We start from the raw sequence: 19,038 nt of genomic DNA on the forward strand, positions 1-19,038 counted from the left end.
GGGGGGGGGGGGGTTTGAGGGGGGGGGGGGCTCCCGCCCCCCCGGCGGGGGGACCGCCCGCCGGGGGGTCGGGGTGGGAGGCCCCCCGACGATCAGGTCACCTGATCCTGGCGCCGCCTACTCCGCGTCGACGGGGACGACCGTCCGGGCCTCGGCGAAGTGGCAGGCGCTCGGGTGGCCCTGGCCGCGGTCGACCAGCGCCGGCGCCTCGGTGGCGCAGACGTCCTGGGCCTTCCAGCAGCGGGTGCGGAAGCGGCAGCCCGAGGGCGGGTCCGCGGGGCTCGGGACGTCGCCCTGCAGCAGGATCCGGTCCTTCTGCCCCCGCAGCGCCGGCTCGTGCAGCGGGACCGACGACAGCAGCGCCTGGGTGTAGGGGTGCGACGGCGAGGCGTACACCTGCTCGTCGGTGCCCTCCTCGACGATGCTGCCGAGGTACATGACCGCGACGCGGTCGGAGATGTGCCGCACCACCGACAGGTCGTGGGCGATGAACAGGTAGGACAGGCCGAACTCGTCCTGCAGGTCCTCGAGCAGGTTGACCACCTGCGCCTGCACCGAGACGTCGAGCGCCGACACCGGCTCGTCGCAGACGATGATCTCCGGCTGGAGCGCCAGCGCGCGGGCGATGCCGATGCGCTGCCGCTGGCCGCCGGAGAACTGGTGCGGGTAGCGGTTGACGTAGTCGGGGTTGAGCCCGACGCGGTCGAGCAGCTCCTGCGTGCGCTTGAGCCGGCCCTTCTTCGGGGCGACGTCGTCGTGCACGGCCCAGCCCTCGGCGACGATGTCACCGACGGTCATCCGCGGGTTCAGCGAGGCGTAGGGGTCCTGGAAGATGATCTGGACCTCGCGCCGGTAGGCCTTGAGCGCGCGGCCGCCCATGCGGGCGACGTCCTTGCCCTTGTAGAGGATCGACCCGGCGGTCGGCTTCTCCAGCGCGACGATCAGCTTCGACACCGTCGACTTGCCGCAGCCGGACTCGCCGACCAGGCCCACGGTCTCGCCGCGGCGCAGCTGCAGGTTCACCCCGTCGACGGCGCGGACGTGGCCGATCGTGCGCTTGAAGACGATGCCCTGGGTCAGCGGGAAGTGCTTCTGCAGCCCCTGGACCTCGAGCAGCGTCTCACCCATCGCCCCGCGCGCCCCGGCCGGAGCGGGCTTCTCCAGCGTCGGGGCGGCCGGCGTGGGAGCCGGCTTCGACAGGGACGACGCCGCGGTGGCGCCGTGCTCACGGGGCTCGGACACCGAGAACCTCCTCGCTGTAGTGGCAGGCCGCCTCGCGCCCCGGGACGACCAGCCGCAGCGGCGGGACGTCGGTCGAGCACTCGCGACCCGGTGCGGCCTCGGCACCCAGCCGCCGGCGGGCGCAGCGCGGGTGGAACGGGCAGCCGCTCGGGATGCGCGCCAGGTTCGGCGGCTGCCCGGCGATCGGCTGCAACCGTCCGCCCTTGTGCTCGACCTGGGGCACCGACCCCATGAGCCCCTCGGTGTAGGGGTGGGCGGGGTGGGTGAAGACGTCGTCGACGGTACCGCGCTCGACGATCTCGCCGGCGTACATGACGGCGACGTTGTCGGCCACCTCGTTGACCACGCCGAGGTCGTGGGTGATGAGGATCAGCCCCATGCCCGTCTCCTCCTGCAGGTCCTTGAGCAGGTCCATGACCTGCGCCTGCACGGTGACGTCGAGAGCGGTGGTCGGCTCGTCGGCGATGAGGATCCGCGGGTCCAGCGCGATGGCCATGGCGATCATCACGCGCTGGCGCATGCCGCCGGAGAACTGGTGCGGGTAGTCGTCGACGCGGCGGGCCGCGGCGGGGATCCGCACGCGGTCCATCAGCTCGACGGCGCGCTTGCGGGCGTCCTTCTTCGACATCCCCCGGTGCGCCCGGAACATCTCGCCGATCTGGAACCCGACGCTGTAGACCGGGTTCAGCGACGACAGCGCGTCCTGGAAGATCATCGAGATGCCGGGGCCGCGGACCCTCCGCTGGTCCTCGGCCGACATCTCGAGCATGTTCCTGCCCTCGAACCAGATGCCGCCGCCGGTGATGACCGCCGGCGGGGTCTCGAGGATCCCCATGATCGCCTGGGCCGAGACCGACTTGCCGGAGCCGGACTCACCGAGGATGGCGAGGGTCTCGCCCGCCGCCAGGCTGTAGCTCACGCCGTTGACGGCGTGCACCGTGCCGGAGCGGGTGCGGAACTCCACGTGGAGGTCGTCCACGTCGAGCAGCGGGGTGCCGGCCGGGGCCGCCTCGGACGCGGGCTTGGACAGGTCGAGGTTGGTCATGCGCGCTGCCTCGGGTCGAGGGCGTCGCGCAGGGCGTCGCCCATCATGATGAAGGCCATCACGGTCAGGGTCAGGATGATGCTGGGGAACAGCACCAGGTGCGGCGCCGAGCGCAGCAGGGACTGGCCGGCCTCGATCTGCAGGCCCCACGAGATCGCCGGGCGCTGCAGACCCACACCGAGGTAGGTCAGCGTCGCCTCGGCGGCGATGAGGACGCCGATGGTGATCGTCGCGTACACCAGCACCGGCGCGACCGCGTTGGGCAGGATGTGCCGGACGAGGATCCGGCCGTTGGAGGCGCCCATCGCGCGGGCCGCCGCGACGTAGTCCGAGCTCTTCACCGCGATGACCTGCGAGCGCACCAGCCGCATGGCGGTCATCCAGCCGAAGAGCGCCAGCGCGATCGCGACCGCGCCGGGCCCCCGCGTGTTGATGATCGGGATGTCGGTGCTCGGGCCCACCCGCAGCAGGACGATCGCGCCCAGGATGAGCGGCAGCGCGTAGAAGATGTCGGCCAGCCGGGACAGGACGCTGTCGGTGACCCCGCCGTAGTAACCGGCGATCGCGCCGACGACGACACCGAGCACCAGCACCACGAGCACCGCCGTCACGCCGATGATCAGCGAGTTGCGGGCCCCGTACACGACGTTGGCCAGGTAGTCGCAGCCCTGCTGGTCGAAGCCGAACCAGTGGTCGGCCGACGGCTTCTGGTTGCTGTTGGTCAGCGAGCAGGCCCGGGGATCCGCGCCCCGCGCGAACAGCTGCGGGACCAGGGCCAGCAGCAGGAAGAGCAGGCCCAGGACCGCGCCGATCCAGAACAGCGGGTTGCGCCTGAGCTCACCCCAGGCGTCGCTCCACAGGCTGTTCTGGCGTTCCTTGGTGACGTCGACCGAGGGGCTGGCCAGTCCCGTCGTGGTCCCGGCCTCGACCTCGTCCTTGCGCAGGTCCATCTGCTGCTGGTCAGTCATAGCGGATCCTCGGGTCGAGGACGGCGTAGAGCACGTCCACCACCAGGTTGAAGAAGATGAAGAAGAACACCATCAGGGTGACGATGCCGACGACGACCGCACCCTCCTGACCCTGGACGGCGTCGAAGACCGCCCGCCCGATGCCGGGCAGGTTGAACACCGCCTCGGTGACGATGGCGCCACCGAGCAGCGTGCCGATGTCGGCGCCGATGAAGGTGACCACCGGGATCAGGCTGTTGCGCAGCAGGTGCCGGGTGATCACCGTGCGGTTGGGCAGGCCCTTCGCGCGCGCGGTCCGCACGTAGTCGGCGCGCAGGTTCTCCGCGACGCTCGTGCGCGTCAGCCGGGCGACGTAGGCCAGCGATCCCGAGGCGAGGACCGCGCCCGGGAGGATGTAGGAGTACCAGCCCTCCTGGATGCCGGCGATCGGGAACCAGCCCAGCTCGAGGCCGAAGACGTACTGGGCCACGAACGCCAGCACGAGGATCGGGATGGACACGATCAGCGTGCTGGAGACCAGCACCAGGTTGTCCAGGAAGCTGTTGCGGCGGATGCCGGCGAGCAGGCCGGCGATCAGGCCGATGACCGCCTCGAACAGGATGGCGACGACGGTCAGCCGGACGGTCACCGGCAGCCGCTGCTCGATGGTGTCCAGCACGGGACGGCCGCGGAAGTCCGTGCCCAGGTCGCCCTGCACCAGGTCGCCGATGTACTTGACGTACTGGATGAACAGCGGGTCGTTGAGGTTGAAGTCCTCCCGCAGCTGGGCCACGACGGCCGCCGGGAGCGGCCGGTCGCCACCCAGGGCGCGGATCGGGTCGCCTGGGAGGGCGTACACCATCGCGAAGATCAGGAAGGACGCGCCGAGCAGTACCGGGATGGTGAGCAGTAGGCGGCGCGCGACGTAGCGGCCCATGGTCCCCCTCGGGAAGTGTGGTGGCGGCGCACGGCAGCGGGCGCGGCCCCGGTGTCCATCGTGCTCTCATCGGGGCCCGCACGCGCCGCCGGGGGCGACTGTCCTGGCGGACAGGCGCCCCCGGCGGGTGGTGCGGGGCCCCGGGATCAGGTCAGTTGACCGTCACCTGGGAGGTGTCGACCTGGCCGAAGACGTCGACGACCACGTTGCTGACGTTCTCGGAGTAGACCGCCTGCTCCACGCCGAAGAACATCGGGAGGATGGGCATGTCCTCGAGCAGGACGTCGTCGGCCTGCTGGTACAGCTCGATGGCCTCCTCGTTGCTCCCGGCCTGGTTGCCCTGGGCGACCAGCTCGTCGAACTGCGGGTTGCTGTAGAACGCGGAGTTCGAGCCCGCCGGGGGCAGCGCCGCGGTGGAGTACAGCGGCTCGAGGTAGTTCTGCGGGCTCGGGTAGTCCATGCTCCAGCCGAGGCGGAACGGACCGGTGAAGCCCTGCTCGTCACCGAGCGGCAGGTACTCGGAGAAGTCGAGGTCGCCCCGCAGGACGTAGTCGACCCCGAGGTTCTCGCGCAGCTGGTTGCCCACGGCCTCCATCCACGCGTCGTGGCCGGCGCCGGCGTTGAACCACAGCTCGATCGGCTGGCTGCGGTCGAACCCGGCCTCGTCGAGCAGCTGGTTGGCCCGCTCGACGTCGAGCTCGCAGTACTCGCAGGCGCCCTCGCGGTAGCCGTCGACGACGGGCGCGATGGCGTCGTCAGCGGCCGCGAAGGTGCCGTTGAAGATGGCGTCGGCGATGGCCTGCCGGTCGATGGCCATCGAGATCGCCTGGCGGACGCGCTTGTCGGCGTACCGCGGGTCGTACGTCGGCATGCCGACGTAGGTGAACCGCGAGGAGGGAGCCTCGATGAACCGGTCCCCGAACTCGTCGGCGACGGTGGTCAGGACGTCCGGCGGGATGTCCACGGCGATGTCGAGGTTGCCGCCCTGCACGTCGGTGTAGGCGGTGTTGAGGTCGGTGTACACGCGGTACTCCACCCCGTCGGCCTGCGCGGCGTTCTCACCGGCGTAGTCCTCGTAGCGGCTCAGGGTGATGCCCTGACCCGGGGTGAACTCGCCGTCGGCCTGGAAGGGGCCGTTGCCGACCGGGTTGGTGCCGGCGGCCTCCGGGTTCTCGAAGAACGAGTCCGGCAGCGGGAAGAAGGCGTTGTAGCCCACCGTGACCGGGAACTGGGCGAACGGCCCGGTCAGCGTGACGGTGAAGGTCTGGTCGTCGACGACCTGCAGGCCGCTCATCTGCTGGGCGGCCGGCTCGCCCGTCACGTTGCCGGCGTCGTCGGTCGGGGCCTGCAGCTGGTCGTAGCCCTGGATGTTGCTGAAGAAGTACGACCCGCCCTGGGCGTTGGTGCTCAGCGCGGTGTAGTTCCAGGCGTCGACGAAGGACTGTGCGTCGACCGGCGTGCCGTCGTGGAAGGTCCAGCCGTCCTTGAGCGTGATAGTCCAGGTGGTGTTGTCCTCGGACTCGATCGACTCGGCGACGCCGGTGTACTCGACCGCGCCGTCCTCGGCGTACTGGACGAGACCCGTCCACAGCGACTTCACGATCTGAGCGCCCTCGCTCTCGGTCGTGTTGCCGGGGACGAGCGGGTTCTCGGGCTCGCCGACGTAGACGCTGAAGGTGCCGCCACCCTCACCGCCACCGCCGCCGCTACCCGACTCGCTGTCGTCGCCGCCGCCACAGGCGGTCAGCAGCAGCGCGGCCGACAGGCCGGTCGCGACGAGCGCCGACCGGCGCTTGCTCAACTTCACGTGCGATGCCTCCCTCGTCCCGCAACTGCGGGGGGAACGGACTGGTCGATGCTCACCCGGGCGCACTGGCCGGGCGTCGGCGTCCATCAGGTGAACACCCGGGATCGGTCCCGGGACGCCGCGAGCGACCCTAGGCAGCCCCGGGGAGGACCGTCCACGACCGTCACCGGATTGTGACCCTGGCTCACGACCCTGTAGGCCGCGATGCAAAGGGCACGGTACGCCGCCCCCGTCACGACACGTGTTGCGGCCCCCGGGCGCTCATCCCGCAGGACTTCCGCCGTCCGGGCGACCGGGGTGTCGGAACCGTACCGGGGGGTAACCCCTCGTCCCCCGAGAGAGGAGCTCACCGTGAGCGGGATCGACAAGATGAAGAACAAGGCCCAGGAGCTCTCCGGCGAGGGCAAGGAGCGCGTCGGCGAGGCGACCGGCGACCGCGACCTGCAGGCCGAGGGCGCCAACGACAAGGCGGCCGGCAACCTCAAGCAGGCCGGCGAGAAGGTCAAGGACGTCTTCAAGTAACGGCAGCTCACCCCACCCACGGGCGGCGTCTCTACCGGGGACGGCGCCCGTGGCGTGTCAGGGGCGGCCGAGGAGGTCGCGGACGGCGGGCAGCAGCGGGCGGTCCGCGGCGATCCAGTCGAGGTCCTCGAGGTCGCCCGCCCGGACCCAGCGCAGGTCGCGGTGCTCGTGGGCCACCGGCTCGCCGGCGACCAGCCGCGCCTCCCAGACCCGCAGCGTCGAGGCACCCGGGGCGCCGCCCGCGACGACGCCGTCGAGCGGGACCTCGCCCAGGAAGGCCCGCGGCGCCACGGTGATCCCGAGCTCCTCCGCGCACTCCCGCACCAGCGCGGCCTGCTGGTCCTCTCCCGGCTCCACCTTGCCGCCGGGGAACTCCCACAGCCCGGCCAGCGGACCCGAGTCGCGCTGAGCCACCAGCACCTCGCCGCCGCAGGCGCCGTCCGCGCGGACGATCGCCGCCCCCACCACCTGGACGACGTCGAGCGCCCGCAGCGCCGCCGCCGCCGCGTAACCGTCCAGGTGCCGCCGCATCGACCGCTGCACCCGGCGGCGCAGCACCGCCCGGTCGGCCAGGCCGCCCAGCACGCCGGGCAGGCCGGTGTCCCACTCGACCCGCTCCTCGACGACGGTGCCGGCCCCGGTGGCCGTGAACGTGCGCGCATGGGTCAGCCGCCGCCAGCCGGAACCGGGCCCGGCCGCGTAGAGGTCCGACACCGGGCGGACCGACTCGACCTCCTCCAGCGGGAAGGGCCAGGGGCGGCCCAGGGCCCGGGCGACGTCGAAGGCGACGGTCAGCGGCGCCGCCACGACGGTGGTGAAGTGCAACCGGTCCACGCCGCCACGGTCCCAGACGGGGCAGGATGAGCCCGTGCGCATCACGGCCCGGGTCGACTACGCCGTCCGCGCGGCGGTCGAGCTGGCCGCCGTCGCGCCGGACGCGCTGACCTGCGACCGCATCGCGCGGGCCCAGGACATCCCCTCCCGCTTCCTGCAGGGCATCCTCGGCGACCTCCAGCACGCCCGGCTGGTCACCAGCCAGCGGGGCCGCGAGGGCGGCTACCGGCTGGCGCTGCCGCCGTCGGAGATCTCCATCGCACGGGTCATGCGGGTGGAGCAGGGGTTCCTCGCCGAGGTGCACGGCCAGCGGCCCGAGGACGTGAGCTACCCGGGGGTCGCCGCCGAGCTGGCCGGCGTCTGGGTGGCCGCCCGGGAGGCCTACCGGCGGGTGCTGGAGGAGGTCACGCTGGCCGACGTCGTCGCCGGGAAGCTGCCCGGCCACGTCGCCGAGCTGGTGGCGGTCGAGAGCGCCTGGCGCTCGTTCGGCGACGACCCCGCCTGACCGGCCCGCCCGGCGGCTGGGGAAGACTCGCCCGGTGAGCAGCGCACGGCAGCCCGGCGTCACCGTCTTCCTCACCGGCCTGTCCGGCGCGGGCAAGTCGACGGTCGCCGACGCCCTGGTCGCGCAGCTGGAGGCCGAGGGCCGGCCGGTGACCGTCCTCGACGGCGACGTCGTGCGCACCCACCTGTCCAGCGAGCTGTCCTTCTCCCGCGCCGACCGCGACCTCAACATCCGCCGGATCGGCTTCGTCGCCGGCGAGGTCGTCCGGCACGGCGGCACCGCCGTCGTCGCCGCGATCGCGCCCTACGAGCAGGCGCGCGAGGAGGCGCGGGCGCTGGTCGAGCGGCACGGCCGGTTCGTGCTGGTGCACCTGGCCACCCCGCTGGAGGTCTGCGAGGCCCGCGACGTCAAGGGCCTCTACGCGCGGGCCCGGGCCGGGCAGATCTCCGGTTTCACCGGCATCGACGACCCCTACGAGCCGCCGGCGCGCGCCGAGGTGGTCATCGACACCTCGGTGACCCCGCTGGACGAGTCCGTGGCGCGCATCCGCGCGGCCATGGCAGGAGCACCCCGTCCTCTCCACCCCTCGCAGGCTGGGGGCGGTGCCCTCGACGGGGCCGACCGTGGCTCACCGACAGCGTGACCGCAACGGGCGCCCGGCGCGGGTGTGCGACCATGGGGGACGTGACCGACCGCGGCAGCCTGCTCGTCGCGCGTCTGCACGTCGACCTCGCCCGGGTCAGCAGCGCCGCCTGTCACGCCGCGCGCTGACCACCAGTCCTCCCCGCGGCGCGAGTCGCGTCCCCGATCTGGCAGCGCGCTCCGCGCGGGTCACGAACCGGCGCGGACGGCGCAGGAAGTAGTGCACCGTGTCCGCTCCACCCCGTTCCAGCCGGCCCGTCCGCGGCCAGGGCCAGTGGGCGCTCGGCTACCGGGAGCCGCTGAACCCCAACGAGCGCATGAAGAAGGACTCCGACGGCCTCGAGGTCCGTCAGCGGATCCTCGACATCTACTCGAGGACCGGCTTCGACGGCATCGACCCCGGTGACCTGCGCGGCCGGATGCGCTGGATGGGCCTCTACACCCAGCGGGCCCCCGGCATCCCCGGCGGGAAGACCGCCGTCCTGGAGCCCGAGGAGCTCGAGGACTCCTACTTCATGATGCGGGTGCGCACCGACGGCGGGGCGCTCACCAGCGAGCAGCTGCGCACCCTCGGCGCCATCAGCACCGAGTTCGGCCGCGACGTCGCCGACGTCACCGACCGGCAGAACATCCAGTACCACTGGATCCGCATCGAGGACGTCCCCGAGATCTGGGAGCGGCTCGAGGCGGTCGGCATGACGACGACCGAGGCCTGCGGCGACACCCCGCGCGGCATGCTCAACTGCCCGCTGGCCGGCGTCCTCGAGGACGAGGTCGTCGACGCCACCGGCGTCATGGCGCAGACGGTGGCCCGCTACGTGGGCGACCCGGAGTTCAGCAACCTGCCGCGCAAGTGGAAGACGTCGATGTCGGGCTGCGTCGACCACTGCACCGAGCCCGAGATCGACGACGTCTCCTTCGTCGGCGTCGTCGGCCCGGACGGCGAGGCCGGCTACGACCTGTGGGTCGGCGGCGGCCTGTCGACCAACCCGATGTTCGCCCAGCGGGTCGGGGTGTTCGTCCGGTCGGAGGAGGTCACCGAGGTCTGGGCGGCCTGCACCTCGGTCTTCCGCGACTACGGCTACCGGCGGCAGCGCAACCGGGCCCGGATCAAGTTCCTCATGGCCGACTGGGGCCCGGAGAGGTTCCGGCAGGTGCTGCAGGACGAGTACCTGCACCGCGCGCTGCCCGACGGGCCCGCGGCCGCGCCGCCGAAGCACGAGTCGCGCGACCACGTCGGCGTCGCGCGGCAGAAGGACGGCCGCAACGCCGTCGGCTTCGCGCTGCGCACCGGCCGGATCACCGGGACGGTGCTCACCCGGATCGCCGACCTCGCCGACGAGTACGGCGCGGGCCGCATCCGGACGACCACCCAGCAGAAGATGGTGGTCCTGGACGTGCCCGACGAGCACGTGGAGGACCTCGTCGCCGCGCTGGCCGAGCACGACCTGCTGGTGCGCCCGAGCGCCTTCCGCCGCGGCACCATGGCCTGCACCGGCCTGGAGTTCTGCAAGCTCGCCATCGTCGAGACCAAGCAGCACGCCCAGGACCTCTACGCCGAGCTGGAGAAGCGGCTGCCCGGCTTCGACGAGCCGATCGGCATCAACGTCAACGGCTGCCCGAACAGCTGCGCCCGCTTCCAGACCGCCGACATCGGCCTCAAGGGCTCGATGGTGCGCGACGACTCCGGCGAGATGGTCGAGGGCTTCCAGGTGCACCTGGGCGGGCACCTCGGGGTCGAGGCGGCCTTCGGCCGCAAGTTCCGCGGCCACAAGGTGACCAAGGCCGAGACCGCCGACTACTGCGAGCGGGTACTGCGCGGCTACCTCGAGCGGCGCGAGCCCGGTGAGCGGTTCGCCGCCTACGTCTCGCGGGCCGAGGAGGCCTGGCTGCTGTGAGCGAGGAGGCGGAGGACACGGGGGGCCGCGCGGGAAGGCAGCGCCAGCTCCCCGTGTTCCACTGCCCGTACTGCGGTGACGAGGAGCTGACCCCCACCGGGGAGTCCGGCGGCGAGTGGCACTGTGCCGCCTGCCTCCGCACGTTCGCCGTCCGCCTGACCGGGACAGGGGTGCAGCGACCATGACCACCGCCGTGCGGGCCACGCCGCAGCTGGCCGCGGAGGCCGACGCCCGCTTCGGGGGGATCGCCGACCCGGTCGAGCAGGCCCTCGCCGTGCTCCGCTGGGCCGGCGAGACCTTCGGCGACGGGTTCGCCGTCACCTCGTCGATGGCCGACGGGCTGCTGGCCCACCTCGCCTCCCGGGCGGTCCCGGGCGTGCACGTCGTCTTCCTCGACACCGGCTACCACTTCGCCGAGACGATCGGCACCCGCGACTGGATCAGCGGTGTCCTGCCGATCACGCTGGTCAACGTGACGCCGGCGCAGACGGTGGCCGAGCAGGACGCCGAGCACGGTCCGGAGCTGCACCGGCGCGAACCCGACCTGTGCTGCTCGCTGCGCAAGGTGCAGCCGCTGGCGACGGCGCTGGCCGGCTACGCGGCGTGGGGCTCGGGGGTGCGCCGCGACGAGGCCGCGACCCGCGCGGGCACCCGGGTCGTCGACTGGGACGCCAAGCGGGGCATGGTGAAGGTCAACCCGCTGGCCGCCTGGACGCAGGCCGACGTCGACACCTACGTCGCCGAGCACCAGGTGCCGGTGAACCCGCTGCACGAGCTGGGCTACGCCTCCATCGGCTGCGAGCCCTGCACCCGGCCGGTCGCCCCGGGCGAGGACCCGCGCGCCGGACGCTGGGCCGGCCGCGGCAAGACCGAGTGCGGCCTGCACCTCTGACCCGGTAGGACTGACAGCCGTGCCCCGACCGCCGAAGCTGTCCCCCGAGGAGCTCGCCGCCGCGCTGGCCGACCTGCCGCTGTGGTCGGGCGACCTCGCGGGGCTGCGTCGCACGCTGGAGCTGCCGACCTTCGCCGACGCCGTGGCCGCGATCGTGCGGATCGGCTTCGTCGCCGAGCAGCTCGACCACCACCCGGACGTCGACCTGCGCTGGCGCCGGCTCGACGTCACGCTGGTCAGCCACTCCGCCGGCGGCGTGAGCGAGCTCGACCTGGAGCTGGCCCGCCGCATCGACGGCCTCTTCCCCGGCTGAACGACGACGGCGCCGGGACCTCCCGCGAGGTCCCGGCGCCGCCGTCGTACCGGGGTCAGGAACCGATGACCCCGCCGTCGTCCTTGGTGACGACGACCGTGGCCGACCGGGGCGTGGTCACGCCGTCGAGCCGGGGCCAGGTGCTGCCGCCGTTCTCCCCGGGGTGCTGCAGGTTGACGAACAGCGTGCGCCGGTCCGGCGTCGTGGCGATGCCGGTGACCTCGCAGCCGACCACGCCGGTCAGGAAGCGGCGCACCTCGGGCTCCTGGTCGAACGGCGCCGAGGCGTCGGCGGCCAGCATCTGGTTGTTCGCCTGAGCCGGCTGGGTGCCGTCGGTCTGGATCCAGGCGCGGCCGTCGGGGTCGACCCACAGGCCGTCGGGCGAGCCGAAGGCGTCCTCGGGCGCGACGGTCGAGCCGTCGACGCCGCCCCCGGGGCCGGCCAGCAGGAACAGGTCCCAGCGGAACGACGTCGCGGTGTGGTCGCCGCCGGCCTCCTCCCAGCGGACGATGTGGCCCCAGCGGTTGGACACGCGGGGGTTGGGGCCGTTCGCGGTGGCGCGGGTCGTGTTGTTGGTCAGCGTCACGTACACCGTGCCGGTGCGCGGGTCGACCGCGCTCCACTCGGGCCGGTCCATCGGCGTGGCCGCGACCCGCGTGGCGGCCTGCCGGGTGCGCACCAGGACCGCCGCCTGGTCGGCGAACCCGTTGGCCGCGGTGAGCCCGTTCTGCCCGTGCACCAGCGGGATCCACGTCCCGGTGCCGTCCTCGGCGAAGCGGGCGACGTACAGGGTGCCCTCGTCGAGGGGGCTGACGCCCTGCCGGCGCATCTGCTCCCACGGGCGGGCGCTGACGAACTTGTAGACGTACTCGTTGACCTGGTCGTCGCCCATGTAGACGACCAGCCGGCCGTCGCGGGCGGTGTGCGCGGTGGCGTCCTCGTGCTTGAGCCGGCCCAGCGCCGTGCGCTTCACCGGCACCGACCGCGGGTCGAGCGGGTCGATCTCCACCACCCAGCCGAACCGGTTGGGCTCGTGCGCGTCGCCCGGGCGGACGACGAAGCGCGGGTCGTGGTCGGCCCAGTAGTAGGAGTCCCCGCCGACGCCGTAGCGGGCCAGGTCGGCCTGGTCGGCGGGGTCGTAGGCGCCCGGCTCCACGCGGAAGTAGCCGTTGAAGTTCTCCTCGCAGGTCAGGTAGGTGCCCCACGGGGTCTCGCCGTTGCCGCAGTTGTTGATCGTGCCCAGCGGCGTGCGGCCGGCCGGGTCGGCGGCGGTGCGCAGCAGCTGGCTGCCCGCGGCCGGACCCGAGAAGGCCATCGGCGTGGTCGCGGTGATCCGCCGGTTGAGCGGCGAGCGGACGACGGTCCAGCCGTTGCGGCCCTGGTGGCGGACCTCGACGACGCTCACGCCGTGCGCGTTCTGCGACTTGCGCACCATCTCGGCGGTGTACTGGGCGCGCGGCGGCCGGGTGCTGGTCCCGGTCTGCAGGTAGTTCTCGTCGGTGTACTCGTGGTTGAGCACGAGCACGCCGTGCTGGTTGCCGGCGGCGGCCGGGCGCACCGGGAAGTAGGTCATGCCGTCGTGGTGGGTGCCCACCTGCTGGGCCTGTTCGTCTGCGGTGTTGCCGCCGGCGGTCGGCAGGCCGGGCCGGAAGGCGGGGAACGAGCCGGTGATCGGCGTCCCCCACGGGATGAAGGGGACGGCGGTGTAGCCCGGCGGCACGACGACCTCGTCGGCGGTGCTCGGCGCGATCGCCTGGAAGCCCAGCACGGGGCCGGCCGGCGCGGGCGCACCCGGGGTGCCGCCGGGAGCGGCGGAGGCGGCCGGCGTCCGGACGAGCGAGGAGGTCAGGAAGCCGGCAGCGGCCAGCATGCCGCCGGCGATCACCGACCGCCGGGACAGCCGGGCCTCGGCCACGGCCCAGAAGGGCCGCTCGGTCGTCGGGTTGGACGGGGTGTCGTCCGGGTCGTCGCTGACGTCGGTCCCCACCTCCGCGGGGAGCTCGTCGGGCACGTCGGCGGGACGCTCGGGCGTCAGGGTCATGAGAGAGCTGCTCCGGACTCGGGTGTGCGGGTCGGCGGGGACGCTAGGAGCGCCGTACGACGTCCCGCCGTCCCCGCGGTGACCAGCCGGGGAACGTGTGGGTCACCGCCCGTTCACCGGGCTGTGCTCACTCCGTGACGGGGAGTACCAGCAGCCGCAGCAGCCGGTCGGCCTCGGCGTCGGGGTCCTCGGTCAGCCCGGTGTGCACCGGGCCGGGCTGGACGACGGTGCTGCGCGGGGCGGTGAGCCAGCGGAAGCGCGAGCCCAGCGCCTCCCGGCCCGCGGCGCCCGCGGCGGGGTCGGCGGCGCACACGTCCGCGGCGGCCTGCAGCGCCTGGCCGATCGCGTCGGGGTCGGCGGTCGGGTCCAGCGCCCGCAGCCGGTCGACGTCGAGGTGCACCCGGCTGCCGAGGTAGTCGCGCTGCCGGCAGTAGACGAGGACGCCGGCGTTGAGCGACTCGCCCCGCTCGACCCGCGGCACCACGCGCAGCACGGCGTACTCGAAGGTCTCGCGGCTCACCGCTGCGTGACCCCCTCGGGCGGGGGCGGGCCCAGCCAGGCGGGCCGGTTCTCCCCGCGCGGCGCCCGCCGGCGCGACCCGCCCGCGGCGGCCGCGGCCACCACCCCGGGCAGCCACGCGTCCCGCGCGGCCAGGCGCGCCAGCAGCTGGGCGACGTAGCGCTCGCGGACGTCGTCGGGGGCCTCCCCGGGCTCGGGGCCCTCGAGCCAGTCGTCGGGCACCTGGCGCAGGACCTCCTCCAGCAGCGGGCGGGTGACCCGGCCGGCGAGCGCCGCATCGGCCGCGCGGACGTCCGGCGAGCACTCGAGGAGCGCGTGCTGCGCGGCGTCGTAGGGACGGACGACGGCGGCCGGCGCGCCGGGCCAGTGGTGGTGGAAGGTCAGCGCGGCGCCGTGGTCGATCAGCTGCAGCCGCCCGTGCCAGAACAGCATGTTCGGGTTGCGCCACGACCGGTCGACGTTGCCCACCAGCGCGTCGAACCACAGCACCCGCCCGGCCTGCTCGGAGCCCACCGAGCCGGCGCCGGCCTCGAAGTCCAGCGCTCCGGGCAGGTAGTCCAGGCCCAGGTTGGGGCCGGCCGAGCGCTGCAGCAGCTCCTGCACCTCGGGGTCGGGCTCGCCCACGGCCAGCTCCGGCGCGACGTCCACGGTGACCAGCGCGGGCACCGGGAGGGCCAGCGCGCGGGCGAGCTCGCCGCAGACCACCTCGGCGACCAGCACCCGCACGCCCTGGCCGGCGGCGCGCCACTTGACCACGTAGGTGCCCAGGTCGTCGGCCTCCATGAGCCCGGGCAGCGAGCCACCCTCGCGCAGCGGGGTGACGTAGCGGGTGGCGGTGACGGCGGGCAGCACAGTGCCGGTCAACCTACGCCGGTCCACACTGCACACATGGGCCTGTTCCGGGCCGCGTCGCCCGAGGGCCTCCGCGACGCGCCGCTCACCTACGCCGAGGCCGGGGCCACGCGGGACGCCGAGCTGCCGGCCGGCTACCTGCACGGCGAGTGGTGCGAGACGGTCGGCGCGGGCCGGGACACGTTCGAGCGGGTGGCGGCGGCGGTCTTCGACTGGACGCCGCAGCGCAGCGTGGGGCTGCGGGTGCGGGCGAGCGGGCCGGCGGGCGAGGTCGGCACCGTCGTCGTCCTCACCGCGGGGCTGTCGCGGCTGGGCTACGACATCCCCTGCCGGGTGGTGTGGGCGTCGACCACCGGGGACGAGCGCGGCTTCGCCTACGGCACCCTGCCCGGGCACCCGGAGAGCGGCGAGGAGTGCTTCACCGTGCGGCTGGCCGAGGGCGGCGACGTCGTCGTCTCGATCCGGGTGTTCTCCCGGCTGGCCACGCCGACCGCCCGCGCCGTCCCCCCGGTCAGCCGGTTCGTGCAGGGCCTGGCCACCCGCCGCTACCTGTCCGCCCTGCGCCGGGCCGCCCGCGGCCGATGACTCGCGGCCGATGACTTCCATGTCCCCGGCCGGTCGGCAGGAGATGGGACTGGTGCAGGACGTGGCGCAGGTGGTGGGCCGCGCGGTGGCCGCCGGGGCGGTGCCGGGCGCGGCCTGGTGGGTGGCCCGCGACGGCGAGGTCGCCCGCGGAGCCGCCGGCACGCACACCCCCGGCGGGGACGACGCGGTCACCCCCGACACCGTCTTCCGCATCGCCTCGGTCACCAAGCCGGTGGTCGCGGCCGCCGCCCTCACCCTGGTCGACGACGGCACGCTGGGCCTCGACGACCCGGTCGACGCCCACCTGCCCGAGCTGGCCGGCCTCCGCGTGCTGGCCGACCCCGCCGACGCGGGCGCGGGGACGGTGTCGGCCCGGCGGCCGATCACCGTCCGCGACGTGCTGACCTTCCGTCTGGGTACCGGCCTGGACTTCACCGCCCCCTGGCCGACGCCGACCGTGGCCGCGCTGGGCGAGGCAGGACTGCCGGCCGGTCCCCCGGCACCGCAGGCCGCGCCGCCCCCGGACGAGTGGCTGCGCCGGCTGGCCTCGGTGCCGCTGGCGTACCAGCCCGGGGAGCGCTGGCTCTACCACACCGGCGCGAGCGTGCTGGGCGTGCTGGTGTCCCGCGCCGCGGGCCGCCCGCTGCCCGAGGTGCTCGGCGAGCGGGTGCTGGCGCCGCTGGGGATGACCAGCACCGGCTTCGGCGTCCCCGACGGCGCCCGGGACCGCCTCGGGCCGCACTGGACACCGCCGGGCGACGACGGCCGGCGCGGGCTCTACGACCCGCCCGACGGCCAGTGGGCCTCCCCGCCGTCCTTCCCGGACGGCGGGGACGGGCTGGTCTCCACCGTCGACGACCTCGCCGCCCTCGCCGCGGTGCTGCTGGCGGGCGGCCGGACGCCGAACGGGCGGCGGGTGCTCGCCGAGCACACCGTCGCCGCCATGCTCACCGAGCAGGCCGGCCGGGTCGACGCCGAGGGCGGCGGCTGGGGGCTGGGCATCGGCGTGCGCCGGGAGGACGAGCCGCAGGGCCGGCACGCCGGCTCCTTCGGCTGGGACGGCGGGCTGGGCGGCTCCTGGTGGACCGACCCGGTCACCGGGACGACGGCGGTGCTGCTGACCAACCAGATGTGGTCCTCACCCACTCCACCGGCGGTGTTCGACGACGTCCGCGCGGTCGCCTTCGGTCCGCGCTAGACGTCGCGCCGCTCGAGCAGCACGGCACCGGCGACCCACGCTGCGGCGGCCCACGCCCCGGCCACCGCCAGGCCCACCGGCCAGCTCGTGGGGACGGCGAGAAACGCGTCCTCCCCCACCCGCAGCGCGGGCATCGCCTGCGACAGCAGCTCGGCGGTGCGCCCGCCGGCCAGCGCCAGCGCCGGCGGGGCGACGAACACCAGCGCGATGCCGAGCCCGAGCGCCCCGGCGGTGGAGCGCAGCACCGCGCCCAGGCCGGTGGCCAGCACGGTGACCAGCACCGCCCCGGCCACCTGCAGGCCGGCCGGGCGGAGCACGTCCGGGTCGGTGGACGACACGCCGCCGGGCACCGCGACCAGCACCCGCGCGGCCAGCACGCACCCGGCCACCAGCAGCGCGGTGGTCAGCGCCGTCCAGCCCGCGACGACGGCGGTCTTGGCCGCCAGCAGCCGCGTCCGGCGCGGCACCGCCACCAGCGAGGCCAGCGCCATGCCGCTGGCGGACTCCGCGGTCACCGCCAGCACCCCGAGGACGACGAGCACCACCTGCCCGAAGGCGAAGCCGGTGAGCACCACCCCGACGGCGGAGTCGGCGGTGGGCGCGCTGGTGGTGGTCCCGGCGGCCAGCCAGGCGAAGGCGCCCACGACCAGCACGTACACGGCAGCGCACCACCACGTCGAGCGCAGCGTCCGCAGCTTGGTCTGCTCGCTGCGCAGCACCGCGGTCAGCGCGACGCTCACGCCGCCCCCGCCCGGTACTCGACGTCCTCGCCGGTGAGCGCCAGGTAGGCGGCCTCCAGCGAGGCCACCACCGTGGTCAGCTCGTGCACCGGCGCCGCGGCGGCGAAGGCGACGTCGCCGACGGCCGCGGCGTCGAGACCGGCCACCCGCAGCGAGCCGTCGGCCTCCCCGGACACCACGGCACCGGCCCGGTGCAGCGCGACGGCCAGCTGCGGCGCCCGGGGGCTGCGGACCCGCACCGCGGCGCCACGGCCCAGCAGGTCGGCCATGGCGACGTCGGCCAGCAGCCGGCCACGGCCGAGGACGACCAGGTGGTCGGCGGTGTCCTCCATCTCGCTCATGAGGTGGCTGGAGACCAGCACGGTGCGGCCCTCGCCGGCGAGGTCGCGCAGCAGCCCGCGCACCCACCGGATGCCCTCGGGGTCCAGGCCGTTGACCGGCTCGTCGAGCAGCAGCACCTCGGGGTCGCCGAGCAGCGCCACGGCGATGCCCAGCCGCTGGCCCATGCCGAGGGAGAAGCCGCGGACCCGCTCGTGCGCCACGGCGCCGAGCCCCACGAGCTCGACGACGTCGTCGACTCGGGACGCGGGCAGCCCGTTGCTCTGCGCCAGCGCGAGCAGGTGGGCGTACGCGGTGCGGCCGGGGTGGCGGGCCCGTGGGTCCACCAGCGCGCCCACCCGCCGCATCGGGACGTCGAGCTCCCGGTAGGGCACGCCGAGGACGGTCGCGGTGCCCGCGGTGGGCCGGGTCAGGCCCAGGACGCAGCGCATCGTCGTCGTCTTGCCCGAGCCGTTGGGCCCGAGGAAGCCGGTGACCCGGCCCGGCGAGACGGTGAAGGACACGTCGTCGACGGCGACGCGGGTGCAATAGCGCTTGGTCAGCCCGTCGACCCTGATCACGCCGACAGTCTGGCCACCGGAGGCGCCCGGCCCGCGCAGGCTCGGCGCGCGTCCTCACTCCTCGGCGGCGGCCGCGGCCCGCTCCCGCTGCAGCAGCTCCTTGCTGCGCACCAGGCGCAGGAGCGTGACGACCAGCAGCCCGCCGGCCATGTTGAGCAGCGTCACGTACCAGAACCAGGCGAGCCACTCGCCGTAGCCGAAGGGCGCCGTGCCGGTGTGGATGGCGCCGAAGGCCAGCAGCGAGTCCAGGACCGAGTGGAAGAGCTGCAGCCCGGCGAGGACGAACGCGCCCGCCACCGCGGCCACGATCTTCGCGCCGTCGGCGGCGGTGCCGTTCTGCATGCGGGTCATCAGCGTGATGACGACGCCGCCGAGGAAGGCCAGGCACACCGCGCGCAGGTCCAGCGGCGACTCGACGAAGTGCCGCGCCGACTCGACCAGCGTGGGTCCCAGCTCGGGGAAGCCGTGCGCGACCAGCCACATGAACAGCCACCCGCCGACCAGGTTGGCCACCAGGGTCCCCGACCACAGCCGGGGGGGGGGGGGGGGGGGGGGGGGGGGGGGGGGGGGGGGGGGGGCGGGGGGGGGGGGGCGGGGGGGGGGGGGGGGGGGGGGGGGGG

21 protein-coding genes are annotated in these 19,038 nt (G+C 74.2%); 9 read left to right on the top strand and 12 right to left on the bottom strand.

The window, feature by feature from the left end:
- Window positions 1–117: 117 nt before the first annotated feature.
- The 5 genes from ACI79V_RS23465 to ACI79V_RS23485 form a co-directional block, all read right to left on the bottom strand.
- A complete protein-coding gene (locus ACI79V_RS23465) occupies window positions 118–1,242 on the bottom strand; it encodes an ABC transporter ATP-binding protein (protein ID WP_456893212.1) in 1,125 nt (374 codons plus the stop codon).
- Window positions 1,226–2,287 (bottom strand): ABC transporter ATP-binding protein, encoded by a 1,062-nt coding sequence (locus ACI79V_RS23470; protein WP_456893213.1) that lies wholly within the window; start codon window positions 2,285–2,287, stop codon window positions 1,226–1,228. The genes ACI79V_RS23465 and ACI79V_RS23470 overlap by 17 nt, the downstream gene beginning before the upstream one ends.
- Entirely contained in the window at window positions 2,284–3,255 is a 972-nt protein-coding gene (locus ACI79V_RS23475) for an ABC transporter permease (RefSeq protein WP_456893215.1), read from the bottom strand. The genes ACI79V_RS23470 and ACI79V_RS23475 overlap by 4 nt, the downstream gene beginning before the upstream one ends.
- Window positions 3,248–4,171 (bottom strand): ABC transporter permease, encoded by a 924-nt coding sequence (locus ACI79V_RS23480; protein ID WP_456893217.1) that lies wholly within the window; start codon window positions 4,169–4,171, stop codon window positions 3,248–3,250. The genes ACI79V_RS23475 and ACI79V_RS23480 overlap by 8 nt, the downstream gene beginning before the upstream one ends.
- A gap of 151 nt (window positions 4,172–4,322) precedes the next feature.
- Entirely contained in the window at window positions 4,323–5,978 is a 1,656-nt protein-coding gene (locus ACI79V_RS23485; RefSeq protein WP_456893219.1) for a peptide ABC transporter substrate-binding protein, read from the bottom strand.
- A 351-nt stretch (window positions 5,979–6,329) separates the two neighbouring features.
- On the opposite strand from ACI79V_RS23485, the gene ACI79V_RS23490 reads away from it, so the two are divergent.
- Entirely contained in the window at window positions 6,330–6,500 is a 171-nt protein-coding gene (locus tag ACI79V_RS23490; RefSeq protein WP_204693118.1) for a CsbD family protein, read from the top strand.
- A gap of 57 nt (window positions 6,501–6,557) precedes the next feature.
- On the opposite strand, the gene ACI79V_RS23495 is transcribed toward ACI79V_RS23490, so the two are convergent.
- Window positions 6,558–7,334 carry a (deoxy)nucleoside triphosphate pyrophosphohydrolase gene (locus ACI79V_RS23495; RefSeq protein WP_456893221.1) on the bottom strand — a complete coding sequence of 259 codons (777 nt, stop codon included), beginning with the start codon at window positions 7,332–7,334 and terminating at the stop codon, window positions 6,558–6,560.
- A gap of 34 nt (window positions 7,335–7,368) precedes the next feature.
- On the opposite strand from ACI79V_RS23495, the gene ACI79V_RS23500 reads away from it, so the two are divergent.
- From ACI79V_RS23500 to ACI79V_RS23525, 6 genes are all read left to right on the top strand, one after another.
- Entirely contained in the window at window positions 7,369–7,839 is a 471-nt protein-coding gene (locus ACI79V_RS23500) for an RrF2 family transcriptional regulator (protein ID WP_456873877.1), read from the top strand.
- A gap of 34 nt (window positions 7,840–7,873) precedes the next feature.
- Window positions 7,874–8,482 carry an adenylyl-sulfate kinase gene (cysC, locus tag ACI79V_RS23505; protein WP_456893223.1) on the top strand — a complete coding sequence of 203 codons (609 nt, stop codon included), beginning with the start codon at window positions 7,874–7,876 and terminating at the stop codon, window positions 8,480–8,482.
- Window positions 8,483–8,514: 32 nt separating this feature from the next.
- A complete protein-coding gene (locus ACI79V_RS23510) occupies window positions 8,515–8,610 on the top strand; it encodes a putative leader peptide (RefSeq protein ID WP_456893225.1) in 96 nt (31 codons plus the stop codon).
- 98 nt (window positions 8,611–8,708) lie between these two features.
- The gene (locus ACI79V_RS23515) at window positions 8,709–10,379 is read left to right on the top strand and encodes a nitrite/sulfite reductase (protein ID WP_456893228.1); all 1,671 of its coding nucleotides are present in this window, start codon (window positions 8,709–8,711) and stop codon (window positions 10,377–10,379) included.
- Between the two features lie 181 nt (window positions 10,380–10,560).
- Entirely contained in the window at window positions 10,561–11,271 is a 711-nt protein-coding gene (locus ACI79V_RS23520; RefSeq protein WP_456893229.1) for a phosphoadenylyl-sulfate reductase, read from the top strand.
- A gap of 19 nt (window positions 11,272–11,290) precedes the next feature.
- A complete protein-coding gene (locus tag ACI79V_RS23525; protein WP_456893231.1) occupies window positions 11,291–11,584 on the top strand; it encodes a 4a-hydroxytetrahydrobiopterin dehydratase in 294 nt (97 codons plus the stop codon).
- Between the two features lie 55 nt (window positions 11,585–11,639).
- On the opposite strand, the gene ACI79V_RS23530 is transcribed toward ACI79V_RS23525, so the two are convergent.
- From ACI79V_RS23530 to ACI79V_RS23540, 3 genes are all read right to left on the bottom strand, one after another.
- Window positions 11,640–13,625 carry a PhoX family protein gene (locus ACI79V_RS23530; RefSeq protein WP_456893233.1) on the bottom strand — a complete coding sequence of 662 codons (1,986 nt, stop codon included), beginning with the start codon at window positions 13,623–13,625 and terminating at the stop codon, window positions 11,640–11,642.
- A 127-nt stretch (window positions 13,626–13,752) separates the two neighbouring features.
- Window positions 13,753–14,145 carry a DUF3037 domain-containing protein gene (locus ACI79V_RS23535; RefSeq protein WP_456893235.1) on the bottom strand — a complete coding sequence of 131 codons (393 nt, stop codon included), beginning with the start codon at window positions 14,143–14,145 and terminating at the stop codon, window positions 13,753–13,755.
- Window positions 14,142–15,008, bottom strand: coding sequence for a HipA family kinase (locus ACI79V_RS23540; protein ID WP_456893237.1), 867 nt, complete (start codon window positions 15,006–15,008; stop codon window positions 14,142–14,144). The genes ACI79V_RS23535 and ACI79V_RS23540 overlap by 4 nt, the downstream gene beginning before the upstream one ends.
- A gap of 24 nt (window positions 15,009–15,032) precedes the next feature.
- Between ACI79V_RS23540 and ACI79V_RS23545 the strand changes: the two genes are divergently transcribed.
- Together ACI79V_RS23545 and ACI79V_RS23550 are read left to right on the top strand one after the other, a co-directional pair.
- On the top strand, window positions 15,033–15,581 hold the full coding sequence (locus ACI79V_RS23545; protein ID WP_456893239.1) for a DUF1990 family protein: 549 nt from the start codon (window positions 15,033–15,035) through the stop codon (window positions 15,579–15,581).
- 43 nt (window positions 15,582–15,624) lie between these two features.
- Entirely contained in the window at window positions 15,625–16,779 is a 1,155-nt protein-coding gene (locus ACI79V_RS23550) for a serine hydrolase domain-containing protein (RefSeq protein ID WP_456893241.1), read from the top strand.
- Here the strand turns inward: ACI79V_RS23550 and ACI79V_RS23555 are convergent.
- The 3 genes from ACI79V_RS23555 to ACI79V_RS23565 are packed head-to-tail and all read right to left on the bottom strand — an operon-like array spanning window position 16,776 to window position 18,949.
- Window positions 16,776–17,519: an ABC transporter permease gene (locus tag ACI79V_RS23555; RefSeq protein WP_456893243.1), complete on the bottom strand. Its 744-nt coding sequence runs from the start codon at window positions 17,517–17,519 to the stop codon at window positions 16,776–16,778. The genes ACI79V_RS23550 and ACI79V_RS23555 overlap by 4 nt on opposite strands.
- Window positions 17,516–18,418 (bottom strand): ATP-binding cassette domain-containing protein, encoded by a 903-nt coding sequence (locus ACI79V_RS23560; protein ID WP_456893245.1) that lies wholly within the window; start codon window positions 18,416–18,418, stop codon window positions 17,516–17,518. The genes ACI79V_RS23555 and ACI79V_RS23560 overlap by 4 nt, the downstream gene beginning before the upstream one ends.
- 54 nt (window positions 18,419–18,472) lie before the next feature.
- The gene (locus tag ACI79V_RS23565; protein WP_456893247.1) at window positions 18,473–18,949 is read right to left on the bottom strand and encodes a formate/nitrite transporter family protein; all 477 of its coding nucleotides are present in this window, start codon (window positions 18,947–18,949) and stop codon (window positions 18,473–18,475) included.
- Between the last annotated feature and the right edge of the window lie 89 nt (window positions 18,950–19,038).

It is taken from the genome of Geodermatophilus sp. SYSU D00700 (genome assembly GCF_054050255.1).